This window comes from Photobacterium aphoticum (assembly GCF_001029435.1).
Lineage (GTDB): Bacteria > Pseudomonadota > Gammaproteobacteria > Enterobacterales > Vibrionaceae > Photobacterium > Photobacterium aphoticum.
Genome location: NZ_LDOV01000010.1, coordinates 169,388 through 182,401 on the forward strand (window position 1 = coordinate 169,388; position 13,014 = coordinate 182,401).

General features: G+C 47.8%; 9 protein-coding genes. 6 read left to right on the forward strand and 3 right to left on the reverse strand.

What is annotated here, in order from left to right:
* Positions 1–312: 312 nt before the first annotated feature.
* The 3 genes from ABT58_RS04770 (at position 313) to ABT58_RS04780 (ending at position 4,872) form a co-directional block, all read left to right on the forward strand.
* The gene (locus ABT58_RS04770) at positions 313–1,626 is read left to right on the forward strand and encodes a carbohydrate porin (protein ID WP_047873204.1); all 1,314 of its coding nucleotides are present in this window, start codon (positions 313–315) and stop codon (positions 1,624–1,626) included.
* Between the two features lie 266 nt (positions 1,627–1,892).
* Positions 1,893–2,855 (forward strand): MalM family protein, encoded by a 963-nt coding sequence (locus ABT58_RS04775; protein ID WP_047873205.1) that lies wholly within the window; start codon positions 1,893–1,895, stop codon positions 2,853–2,855.
* A 94-nt stretch (positions 2,856–2,949) separates the two neighbouring features.
* Positions 2,950–4,872 (forward strand): alpha-amylase family protein, encoded by a 1,923-nt coding sequence (locus tag ABT58_RS04780; protein WP_047873206.1) that lies wholly within the window; start codon positions 2,950–2,952, stop codon positions 4,870–4,872.
* A 166-nt stretch (positions 4,873–5,038) separates the two neighbouring features.
* On the opposite strand, the gene ABT58_RS04785 is transcribed toward ABT58_RS04780, so the two are convergent.
* Positions 5,039–5,233 (reverse strand): hypothetical protein, encoded by a 195-nt coding sequence (locus ABT58_RS04785; RefSeq protein ID WP_229821514.1) that lies wholly within the window; start codon positions 5,231–5,233, stop codon positions 5,039–5,041.
* A gap of 404 nt (positions 5,234–5,637) precedes the next feature.
* Here ABT58_RS04785 and ABT58_RS04790 point away from each other — a divergent pair, with 404 nt between their 5' ends.
* Positions 5,638–6,843 carry a potassium/proton antiporter gene (locus tag ABT58_RS04790; RefSeq protein WP_047873208.1) on the forward strand — a complete coding sequence of 402 codons (1,206 nt, stop codon included), beginning with the start codon at positions 5,638–5,640 and terminating at the stop codon, positions 6,841–6,843.
* A gap of 118 nt (positions 6,844–6,961) precedes the next feature.
* On the opposite strand, the gene ABT58_RS23405 is transcribed toward ABT58_RS04790, so the two are convergent.
* Positions 6,962–7,606, reverse strand: a complete 645-nt coding sequence (locus ABT58_RS23405) for a helix-turn-helix transcriptional regulator (protein ID WP_053062968.1) — start codon at positions 7,604–7,606, stop codon at positions 6,962–6,964.
* Complete coding sequence (locus tag ABT58_RS04800; protein ID WP_146147213.1) at positions 7,578–8,411, reverse strand: EAL domain-containing protein; 834 nt, start codon at positions 8,409–8,411, stop codon at positions 7,578–7,580. Before ABT58_RS04800 ends, ABT58_RS23405 begins: the two co-directional genes overlap by 29 nt.
* 497 nt (positions 8,412–8,908) lie before the next feature.
* On the opposite strand from ABT58_RS04800, the gene malE reads away from it, so the two are divergent.
* Entirely contained in the window at positions 8,909–10,093 is a 1,185-nt protein-coding gene (malE, locus tag ABT58_RS04805) for a maltose/maltodextrin ABC transporter substrate-binding protein MalE (RefSeq protein ID WP_047873209.1), read from the forward strand.
* 91 nt (positions 10,094–10,184) lie between these two features.
* Positions 10,185–12,998: an amylo-alpha-1,6-glucosidase gene (locus ABT58_RS04810; RefSeq protein WP_047873210.1), complete on the forward strand. Its 2,814-nt coding sequence runs from the start codon at positions 10,185–10,187 to the stop codon at positions 12,996–12,998.
* The last annotated feature ends 16 nt before the right edge of the window (positions 12,999–13,014 follow it).

Consider the following 13,014-nt stretch of genomic DNA (forward strand, 5'->3'; position numbering starts at 1 on the left):
CCCAGTCAAGCAATCATTTTTTTTAAAATTAATTCAAAAGAAATTAATTAAGCTTTTGTGTCAGTAAAGCGGATATTTGTTGATAGAACTCTTACTTTTTTGTTGGATTTCGTAATTTTCTTACAGACGTACGCCTATCGACCGTGAGGCGTATCACGGAACCTTCCTCCTCCCTTTTTTCTACGCCCCCATCCTCCTCCCATCTCCTCCCTGTTTCAGGAGGATGTATGAAACTGTACCTGCCCTGAATATAGGCTCCGAAAAGACAGCGAGATAGCCGTCGAGATAAAAATAAAATAAAGGGACATTCCAATGAAACACAAGTTAGTACCTGTAGCAGCGGCACTGCTTACCGCGCTTACTTCATACAACGTAGCTGCTGAGTCTGCCACTGATATTCTGACTGATGGATGGGAAATCCACGGTTACGGTTCGATGAACTACCGTATGAATGACGGTCAGTCATTCGATACTGAGTTCGGTAAGCCAGATTATAAAACAGCAGGCACCTACGGTAAGAGTAGTGCGCAAGTTGAATTTGTACTAAAGAAACACACTGAATTTGCAAACGGCGTATACAGTGACTTCATTGTACGTGCTGAATACGGTAACGGTGATTCGTACTACTACAGCTCGCCAGGTAGCCAGAAATGGAACAACAGCGCACAGTTTGAGATTAAAGAAGCGTACGTGGCATTGGGCAACTTGCCTTACTTGCCAGCAGATACAGAGATCTGGTCTGGTCGTCGATTCCTAAACCGTAATGCAAGTGGTATGTCAGGCGAATTCTGGAAACAGTCTTCAGGTACAGGCTTAGGTTTCGAAACCAAGTTTAACGACGGTCAACGCGGTGGTATTGCTATCGTTTCTGCTGACCCAGAAGCAGGTTCACTTGACGGTGTGCCACCTGCACAAGGCGGTATTGCAGATGGTGACCGTACTACACTGAGCTCACTGGATTTCTACTACTACGGCGTGAAAGGCTTGGGCGGCTCACTGGATTTCGATCTGAAAGTGATGCACCAAGCGAACAAAGACGGCGATGCAGCGGATAGCGGTGTGGGCGTAGGTGTAACCTACAACACGTCTTACTACGGCTTCGATGGTTGGTCACAGACGGGTCTGACTTACGGTAAAGGTCTGGCTTCTAACCGTGGTTTGAACTTCGGTAGCTGGAACTCTGCACCAGACTCTGATGAATCTGTATTCTTCACCACATACGGTGTGGCAAACCTAGGTACTAACTGGCAGATGGGTTCTGAAATCACTTGGTTCCAGGCACTTGATACACTGTTTGGTGCAGAAGATCTGCAGCGTGGTTTGATTGCGGTTCGTCCTACTTACAAAGTGAACGATAACTTCCGTTGGGAATTCACCGCTTCTTACGGTTACGAAAACGGTAAAGAAGGTTACTGGGGCCGTACTGGCGATGCAGTAGAAAGCCAAATCCTGAACGGTGAAGTGGCAGCGGTATTTACGGTAAATGCAGACTACTTCGGTCGTCCACAAATTAAACCGTACGTGAGCCACATTAAAGCGGATGACGCGGCAAGTGCGGGTCACCTAGGTATCAAAGACGGTGACAACGAGACTATCTTCGGTGTTCACGCGGAAATCTGGTTCTAAATCACATTTCTCTTAAGGCAGCCCCCGGGCTGCCTTTTTCCGTTAGAGATCAAGTGAGATAAGCGGTATATCTCTGTTTGTGAAAATGGTTATTAGGCATAAATCAGATTTAGCATCGATAGGTATATACCCCTTATCCCCCGTGATGTACGACACATCCACACTGCGATAGACAAACAAACGATCCACGGCAACGTGATCCACAAAATGCGATCCACATAAACGAACCACACAGTGGACAGACTCCGAAAGGAGATGGAGACAACATGAAAACAATTAAAACCACATTGGCTGCATTGTTAGCGGCCACCTTGCTTGGCTGTGCTGCTGCCCCTCAGACTACAGCAGTGAAAGACGTGACCATCAGTCAGCCGGCGTGTTGCAGTAACTACAGTGAATTCGCCTGGATCCCACTCAACGGTAACGAAATTGATTTTGCCATTGATGAATATTCACAGGTAGGGGATTTCCCTGATGGTAAAAGCTACTTTGCAGGTTTTGTGTTGCCTGAAAACGTTGAACGTATGCAGGTAGAGATTGCCAGCTGGATGCGCAGTGTGGGGGTGTTTGCACCGAAAGTGTTGTTGCTGAATCCACAGTTTCAGGTGGTCGACACCCAGACATTGGATGATTTCGAGGTGAAATTATCGGACATGTTCCATTTAGCCAGCTACCAAACCCGTTTGGTGATGGAACAAGAGACAACGCCTTACATGGTGATCTATTCACCGAAAGACTACCGCGTCGGTGAGATTCAAATTCCTCACCCTGAGCGCGTGCGTGCTGAAGAGTTAGGTTTGGCGCGTCCGATGGTGACGGATCCAACGATTCAGCATGCGAAGTTCGGTACTTTCGAGTTGGATTTGAAACCGTTGACGTTACGCTCTTACCGCGCGAATGCGGTGCCTCAGCCTGTCGTCATGGCGGATCAAGCTGCGGAAACATTGGTATCAGGAGCGAAAGCGGTTAATGCAGTGCCTAATCCAGAGCAAGCGCTAAAACCACAAGCGAAACCGGTAATGGCCAGTGCCATTGCTAAACCGTCAACCGGTACGGTGGCAATTACAGGGGCAACCATGTTGCCTGAGAGCGAAGCATTCTATAACCAGCAGATTAAAACGGCCGTAGACAATAATGACATGAAAAAAGCGCTGACATTGATGGAAGAGGCCAAACGAGCCGGTTCAACCAGCGCAGAAGCGACGTTTTTACAATTGATTAAGCGTTAATTGTCACGCTTCATTACCCCTATTCACATCACACGTAACAGAAGGAAAGGCAGGCGGATGTCTGCCTTTTTCGCAAGGATCGAGAAAACCTATCATGACAGAAGTAACCGCAACGACCACAACCTCCTCGTCAACTCATCATGTTAATGCACCAGCAGGGAAAGCCGTTGTTTACCAGGTCTTTACCCGTTTATTTGGTAATACACACACCATGCAGCGTCCGTGGGGCACGGCAGCAGAAAACGGCCTTGGTAAATTCAATGATTTTACCGACACCGCATTGGCTGCCATTAAGGATCTGGGTGTCACCCATATTTGGTATACCGGCGTACCGCACCATGCTTTAGTCGGCGATTACACCGCTTACGGTATTGAAAGCGATCACCCTGCTGTGGTGAAAGGCCGTGCAGGTTCGCCGTATGCGGTGAAAGATTACTATAGCGTGAATCCTGATTTAGCAGAGGATCCGGCCCGTCGACTGGAAGAGTTTCAGGCGTTGATTGCCCGTAGTCATCAACATGGCTTAAAGGTGATCATTGATATCGTGCCGAACCACATTGCTCGACGTTATCAGGGGCTAAACAATCCCGCAGGCGTTGAGGACTTCGGTGCGCGTGATAACACCGACGTGGAATATCATCGTGATAACAACTTCTATTACATTCCGGGGCAAGCATTCCAATTGCCGGAAGCGGTGGATGGTTATCAGCCTTTAGGCGGAGAAGTGCATCCCGATCTGGCGACACCGTATCAGGAATACCCGGCGAAATGGACGGGGAATGGTTCACGTTTAGCGCAGCCGCAGTTTGATGATTGGTATGAAACCGTAAAAGTGAATTACGGGATCCGTCCGGATGGCAGTAAAGATTTTGATGGCTTGCCGGAAGACTACCGCACGTTGGGACATGCCGAACATTTTGCCTTCTGGCAAGGGAAGAGTGTGCCGGATTCGTGGTTGAAATTTCGCGACATTGCGTTGTATTGGATCGCGATGGGCGTTGATGGTTTCCGTTACGACATGGCTGAAATGGTGCCGGTTGAGTTCTGGAGCTTCATGAATGCGTCCATCAAGCAGGCGAACCCGGATGCTTTTTTGATGGCAGAAGTGTACCAACCGGATCTGTACCGCGATTACATTCACTTGGGCAAGATGGATTACCTGTATGACAAAGTGGATCTGTACGACACGCTAAAAGGGATCATGCAGGGCCATGGCTCAACCGATGATCTTGTGGTGGTACAAGAACAACTCATGGACATAGAACACCACATGCTGCATTTCTTGGATAACCATGACGAGCAGCGTGTCGCCAGTCCTGAATTTGCCGGTAGCGCCGAAAAAGGCAAACCTGCGATGTTAATCTCTGCCACTTTGAGTACGTCTCCGACCATGATCTACTTTGGTCAGGAAGTGGGTGAGCCTGGGGCGGAAATGGCAGGTTTTGGTCAGCCTTCTCGCACGACTATCTTTGACTACGCCGGTGTACCGCATCACCAACGTTGGATGAATAACGGTGCCTTTGATGGTGGCCAACTGAGCGAAGAAGAAACATCGTTACGTGATTTCTATCAGCGCTTGCTGTCTTTCACACTATCCAGTACGGCGTTGATGGGGGACTATCAAGAAATACACCGCTATAACCGTGAGCAAAATGCCGCTCAGAATACGGGTTATGGCGACAAACTGTTTGCTTTCAGCCGTTATGATGACAAGCAGCAATTGCTGGTGGTCGCTAACCTTGCTGATAGCGTTGTTGCTCATGAACAAGCCATTAGTGACCAAGTTGTTGGAGATCACGGTGTTAGTGATCAAGTCGTTGATAACAAAGAAGCGGCGTTGACTCTGCATATACCGGCAGCATTGATTGATGCGTGGCAGTTGGCGGATGGCGAATACCGACTGACAGAGCAATTGTATGGCGAGGACACCACCACCTTAACCGTCAAAGACGGGCTGGGTAGCCTGCCGCTGACCATTACGCCATTGGCCTCACTGATTTTTCAGCGTGACAAGTAGTCGCTATTCACAATAGTGGTGGCCCTAGCCGGGTCACTGCATGCATACAACGAAAAGCCGCGTTCAATCGCGGCTTTTTTGTGTCAGTGGCTTTTGCCTAGTATTACGTTGTACTGGTGTTTCGCTGTACTTGTCTTTGGCTGTATAGGTTAGCCATTTGAGGGCATTATTTCGCCTGACACTGCTTCACTTGTTCACAGTCTATCTCTGTTTTCTTGGGGGCGGGCTGACTGCTACTGGCGGGGAAATAAGGGGTACACCAGCCACGGTCTTGGATATACCAAGTGCAATGGTTTGATGCAAAGGCCATGTTCGCGAACAAAATGCTAGAGGCGATCAATAACGCTTTTACTTTCATCATACTACTCCTGTTACGGTGGTTCACCGACAGAAACCTGCCATGCTTGATAGTGAGAGAGCCGAGACCATGACCTGTATAGCGATATACGCATCTGGTCTCTGTTTTAAAGCGTAGTTGAGATTGGCTAAGGCTCAAGAAAGTCACTAAAAACTGCCTATTTTATAAGATCTTCCTGCTGTTTACCGGCCATACAGGTAAATAAGAAAGAGTTTGTTAGACTTGGCTAACACCATGAATAGATAACAAAAAGTAGGACAAATTAGCGGTTTTGATGTGTTGATGTGATAACTCACGTTCATTCAGTGTTTTATAAAATGATGCGTTATGTGGCGATCATAAAATAGCACTCACAAAAGCGTCCGTAAAAGCCGCCAACATGATTGAGTCAACCGGGGAGGGAAAAGATGACCGCCAATGTCAGTGTAGAAACCATGTTATTAGGTGTCGCCGTGTTGGTGGCTGTCGGGATTTTATTACATAAACCGTCGAAAACCTTAGGTATTCCCTCGCTGTTGATCTTTATGGGGATAGGGCTGGCATTTGGTAACGGGGAATGGAATGTAGTGTATGACAATCTCGCTGTGACGTCTCTGATTGGCGGTATTGCGTTAAATGTGATTGTGTTTGTCGGTGGCCTGAACACGAAAAACGCCAATATCGCGATTGCCTATAAAGAAGGGGGCATGTTGTCTACCTTTGGCGTGTTGCTCACCACGGGGATATTGGGCGGCAGCCTCGCGTTCCTATTGCAGTTGGATTTACTCTTGTGCTTACTGTTTGCGGCGGTTGTGGCGTCTACCGATGCGGCAGCGGTATTTTCAATTTTAGAGTCCAAAAAGCTGAAGCTGAAAGACAATACAGACACCGTCTTGGAGTTTGAATCTGCCACGAACGATCCGGTTGCCTTGGTGCTTGTGATTGTGCTGACACAAATGTTGCTCTCTGCGGGTGAGACTGTATCCGCGAGTATGTTGGCATTAACTTTGGCACAGCAAATCGTGGTGGGACTTGCCGGTGGATGGCTAATAGGCAAATTATGTGTGTGGTTACTCAATCATCATCGATTAGAAGAATACGGCTTGATCCCGGTATTCATTTTGGCGTGTTTTGTACTGGCAGCGTACGGCAGCGATGCGATAGGCGGCAATATTCTGTTAGCCGCTTATGTGTCTGGCGTGGTGATTGGTAATGGCGTGCGCCGTGGGCGAGAAGTGAGCAAACACTTCTTTAACAGCCTTTCATGGTTGGCACAGGCACTTATGTTTATCATCTTGGGGTTGCAGTTCTTCCCATTAGCCATGGTGGGGGATATCTGGCTGGCGATCTTACCGGCGGTATTGTTGATGCTGGTGGCACGACCGTTAGCCGTATGGCTGTGTTATTTGCCATTTCGACGGGCTTCCTGGCAGAAACAAACGTTTATCGCGGCGATTGGCTTAAAAGGCGCGACGCCGATTGTTTTTGCCCTTATTCCTGCTGCTGCCGGTGTACCGCATGCGCAAACCATCATGCACATTGTGTTTTTTGTCGTGCTGATCTCTGTCGTCCTGCAAGGCTGGGCGATTGAACCATTGGCAAAACGGTTAGGGTTGAAAGAAGAACCGTTGTGATGTTGTTTGTCTGTACGCGAAAAGGGCGCTCTCAGTGAGCAATGTTACAGAGAATCATTACTACCGCCTGTGAGTGTGCAGGCGGTGACCCCTTTGTCTGTGAGAAAAGAGTAACGTTTCAAAGGTTTTTCTTTCTGAATGCGGTAGGGGATATGTGAAATTTCGCTTTAAATTTCTTTGCAAAATAAGATTGGCTCTGAAAACCACATTCATAAGAGATTTGATCAATGCTCTTATGAGTCTTTTTAAGCAAAATTTTCGCGGCATTAAGGCGCTCATTGGTCAATATCTCAGTAAAAGAGGTGTTTTCCGCTTTTAACGCCCGATAAAGCGAAGCACTGGATATGTACAGTTGTGCGCATATTTCAGAGGTTGACCATTTTCTTTGTAGCTCATCGCGAATTAATGGCTGTATTTTTTCAACCACGCTGAGCGATTGGGCGTGATAGGGAGTGTCATGATGGTGTGATTGGTCAAAATAGGCAGTAATCGCTTGTATCACCATTGATTTTGTACTTATTGATGAGCGAGACACTTCATCAATGGCCTTAATAAAATCGACGCTGATTGGTGTTGATTCTTTATTCCCACTTATTTTGTGAAGATAAATTTGTAGTGGTCTGCCATCAATACAGAAAACGTAAATGTTTACCGCCAAATGTTTTGGAATAAATATTAATTCACCAGGTTTAAAAAACGCTAAATGTTTGTGATAGGAAATCGCACCATGACCATTAGTGGAAACAATGTGATTGCGTTTCATCATGCTCTGCTTGCTGTAGCGTGATGTCCCATTGAGTGTGATGGGTCTGGTTTTGAATAAGTTTTTCATTACTGGATTTTTGTGTCTTGTTCTCGATGTCATCCCAACGCTTCGGGAAACTGAAATAATAGCCTTGAGCCAGGGCTTTCACACCTGCAATCAAATCATTTTCGAAACTGGTTTCGATACCTTCAAAAATAAGTCCCATTTCAGCGAATGGAGACAGAGTAAAGGCTAAGGCGCGCAAGCTGTCGATATCTTGATAATGGTGCAAGAAAGTCTTGTCTATCTTAATGAAATCCCAAGGAATAACACCTAGTGTGTCGTTCGCTTCAGCTAAGTCACGGTGGTAGTCATCCAGCCAGATCATGATGCCCGCTTCTTTCAATTGCTTGATATGTTTCTGTAATAACGACGATTCACAGTTTGTATCAATCATCGTAATTTCTATCGCATAAGGCAGACAAGAAAAATCAACGAGCTGTTGAATGAAATGGGCATCAAGTAGTGTTGATAATGGAATGTTAATGGATACAGGTGCTGCTAATGCTTCCAGATTTGCCACATAGTTTAACTGACAAATAGATAACAACTTTATGAATTCGTTATCTATATTTGCGAAGAAATCTTCACTGCTGTACTGATCGCCAGATTGCGATTCTACTTGAGACAGGACTTCATAATAGACTGTGGCATTTGTCTTTGGTTGATAAATTGGCTGAAATAAAAAACGCATTTTAACAGATGATTGTTCTGTAAAAATATCAACACCATCGCTATGTGGAAAAAAGCTATAGTTTTTCAATTAAAAGTACCAGCGCATAAGAACCCTATAAAAGAGCCGCGCACTTTATATCAGCCGTATCCGCTTTGCCATATGTATTTTTCGAATTTCCAGAAAATGATGAAATCGTCATAATGCTGTCAATAAACTGTCAGCCTGGCAATTTTTTGAATTTACTGGGTGGTGATTAAGTTTATGAATAATAAGAAGTAAATATACTTACAGCCTTCTCTTTATTTTCTTTTGAATTTCTCTTTAATTAGCGCTGTAAGAAAATTCCTACGCGTGCGCTTTGTGAGGGGGATATGCGCTTATTTTACGTGAGTGCGCCAACGACACCTTAGCAATGATCACCAATTGTGCCCGCATTCACAAAACGACGGAAAAGGGAGGGGGGCGTAGGCGGAAGGAGGATGCTCATTCTAGGGGGTAGGAGGTACCTTGAGGGTATACCAACAAGTCACAACGATATTGTGACAATCAAACAATAGATACAACAAGAACAAGGGATGAATGGAATGAAGCGTATTACCAAAACTTTTGCTCTGTGTACCCTAACGGCAGCAATGGCGTTTCCAATGGCAGCATCGGCTATGCAGGAAGGCGAAATTCTGATCTGGATTAACGGTGACAAAGGCTACGAAGGTCTGGCAGAAGTCGGCCGTCAGTTTGAAGAAGACACGGGCGTTGCGGTAAAAGTGCAGTACCCAGAATCTTTGGAAGCCAAGTTCCAGCAGGTTGCGGCAACAGGCGGTGGCCCTGACGTGATTTTCTGGGCGCACGACCGTTTCGGTGGGTATGCAAAAGCCGGTCTATTGAAAGAGATCAAACCGTCTCAGGAATTCAAAGACAAGTTGGTGGACTTCAGCTGGGATGCAGTAACGTATGAAGGCAAGTTGGTGGGCTACCCAATTGCACTTGAATCCCCATCGTTGATTTACAACAAAGACCTACTGCCTGAGCCACCAAAGACATGGGAAGAGTTGTACGCCATTGAAAAAGCCATGGCAGCAAAAGGCAAGAAAGCCATCATGTGGGATGTGAAGAATGCGTACTTCACATGGCCAATGATTTCAGCAAACGGTGGCTACGCGTTTAAGAAAACAGACACCGGTTTTGACGGCACGCAAATTGGTATTAACAATGAAGCGGGTGTAGCCGGTCTTTCCTTCCTGGTGGATTTGGTGAAGAAGGGCGTTGTGAACCCAGATATGGACTACGCCGTTTCTGAAGCAGAATTTAACAAAGGCAACGTGGCAATGACCATTAACGGTCCTTGGTCATGGGGCAACTTGGAAAAATCCAATATTAACTATGGTGTTTCTGTCTTCCCAACGCTGGATGGCGGTAAGTCAAACCCATTTGTTGGCGTATTGAGTGCCGGTATCAATGCCGCGAGCCCGAACCAGGATTTGGTGGTGGAGTTTCTGGAAAACTACCTGATCACAGATGAAGGTCTGGCGAAAGTGAATGATGATAAACCACTGGGTGCGGTCACCCTGAAATCATTCCAAAATGTGTTGGCAAAAGACAGCCGTATTGCTGCCACCATGCAGAATGCGGAAGATGGCGAAATCATGCCAAACATTCCTGAAATGACACCGTACTGGTTCGCAGAAGGTGCGGCAATTGAAAACGCCATGCTGGGTCGCCAGACAGTAAAAGAAGCGCTAGATACCGCCGCTGATCAAATTCGCAAGTAAAGCATTATTAACAACCATTGCGCAATTCTCACCCAGAGGATTGCGCATTTTTGTGCGTGCAGTGTGAGCACGCCAAGTGTAAGGATAGGGTATGAGTCATATGGACGTAGCGCCATTTTCTGAGCAGCTGTATGTAAAAGGCACATTTAATGGTTGGGGTGACGATACCCCAATGGCTTACGTAGGTAACGGTGTCTATCAGGCCGTGGTTTGCCTGTCAGCGGATGCGCACAGTTTTAAAATTACCGATCAGCAGGGAACAGAAGATCTGTGCTTTGCGGCTGATCAATACAAAGCGGTTGACTGTTTCCTTGCACAACCACAAGTGGTGATCCCGGCTAAAGGGATTGGTAATGATTTGGTCTTCCACGCACCAGAAACCGGTCTGTACACCGTACAACTCGCGGTGGCTGATGATGCTTTGCGTATGACCATCGATAAAGGTGGCGATAATGCCGAAGAGGAAGCTGCCCGTACGTTAATGGCGTTCTCTTTCGATGTGGCCGCCAACAAGCAGTCACTGGCTGGTAAAGGCGGTGCGGTATTGGCCCCATCGGCATTGTTTGATGCCTTGGCGATTACGTTAGATAGCAGTGCGTCGTTTGTGTTTGGTGATAACGTAGATGGTTACTACGAAGGTACTACGCACGGTTTTGTCGCTGCGGGTAAATACCGCCATAAGCAAGGCTGGTATCTGGGCACATTTGCCACTTTCGTTGATGGTGAACTGAACGCGAAACCGGATGCTGCGCAGGCACAATTGTTCCCATACGGGATCACCCATACGTATCAGCACGCCAAGACGCAAGCGGATGAAACACTGATGCTGTTCTCTGGCCTGCATTCTGGCGAGCGCAATGCCGCGATCACCGTGCGTGCAGACCAACCGGCGATGTTGGCGATTGCCCCGCAATTGAACCTAGCCATTAGCGCGTCTGAAGTGACGGCTTTTGAACGTGGCGTGGTGTATGCACTGGCTCCTGAATTGCGTCAGGCTGGCACTCCATCGTTTATTGCGCTGACAGCCGACACCGGCTTTGATTTTGAAGAAACCACATTTGCTGATACGCCAGCACTGAAAGAGCAGGCTTTCTTCAGTGGCCACCATGTTAAACCGGTTGTACGCAGCAAGCAGGCCACCAACAGCATGACGCTGTACATGGCCTTTGCGGAAACCGCAGAAGCGGCGATTGCACAGGCAACACGTCTGCTAGATAACGACGGCGTGACAGTCCATCAGCAGCAAGTGTATGACATGCTGACCCATTCTTACCTGTGGACATCTGACATGGTATACAACCGTGCACTGATGTGGGCGAAAGCGGCGGGTAAGGTGTTTGTATCTAGCGAGTACGGCAAAGGCATTTGGGCCGGCTTGCCATGGTTTAAAGACTGCTGGGGCCGTGATTCGTTCATCGCCGTACCGGGTATCACGTTAGTGAACGGTGATTTTGATGACGCGAAAACCATCATTGATAACTTTGCACAAATGCAGATGCAAGATGCCGCTGACATTAACTACGGCCGTATTCCAAACCGTGTAACCAGTAAGACCAACATGATTTACAACACTACTGACGGTACGCCGTGGATGGTGCGTGAAGTGTGGGATTACTTACGTTATAGCGGCGATGCGGATTATGCTAAGTCGATTTACCCTGTGGTACAGACGTACATCGACGGGATCGAGAAACACTATCTGGATGTCTATGGGCTGATGACGCACCGCGATCCGGATACGTGGATGGACGCTAAACTGGAAGGCCGTCTGCCGTGGTCTGCCCGTGGCGATCGTGCCAACGACATTCAGGCACTGTGGTACACCAGCTTGCTGGTGGCGGTTGAGCTAGCCAAACTGACCGGTGATGAGGCGAACGCTGAGCGCTACCGAGTGATGGCTGAGCAAGTGAAAGCCAGCTTCCAGTTAATGTTCTGGGATACCGACAGTCAGTTACTGGCTGACCGACTGCATGCCGATAACCGCCGTGATTTGCAGGTACGTACCAACCAGCTGATGACGCTGACCGTACCGTTTGATAACTCACTGCTGGATAAGACCGTGGGTGCCAAAGTGGTGAAAAATGCGGTGAGTGAGCTGCTGTTCCCATGGGGGATCACGTCGCTGTCTCAGCACGATCCGATTTTCCACCCATACCACGCGAACCGTGAGGAATACCACAAAGATGCCGCCTACCATAACGGCACCATTTGGGGCTGGAACGCCGGCTTTACGGTATCGAGTTTGGTGGAATACGGTTATGCGGATTTTGCCTACCAGTTGACTCAGAACTTGGCAGAGCAAATCCTGTACATTGGTCATCGTGGCACCATGAGTGAAAACCTGGATGCATTCTTGAATGCCGAAGGCAAAGTGACCACATCGGGTACGTACGCACAGGCATGGTCAGTGTCTGAGTTTACCCGTAACGGTTACCAAGACTACATGGGCTTTAAGCCAAACTTGCTGGATCACAAAGTAACGTTCGCACCTTGTCTGCCAAGCGTGTGGACACAGGCACAAACGACCCTGCGTTTTGGCGAGAACAATGGTTTGGTTGTCGACTTCCAGAAAGTGGAAGAGAAGCAGGTGTTCATGGTGTCTGTGGCATCCGAAGCCGCTATCACGATTGACTGCGTGTTGATGGATAACCTGAAAGCCAAACATTGTGTGAGCCTTGCCGCGAGCACTACGCCAATCTGTGTGGAGTTTGATCCGGTAACAGCAACCTGTACGGTGGACGGTGAGGCGGTGGCAATGACCTGTGTGCAGCCAAGCTTTAGCCTGGAAATCGGCGAGTTGCAGTTTGCGACGCCAGCAGTTAACCAGTCATTCCCAATGTTAAATGGCCAGCACGTGTTGCAGCTGGCTGTTGAGCAGTCTGGCTTGGTGAATGCGGCCGATTAATCGAGTACGCCTTCTG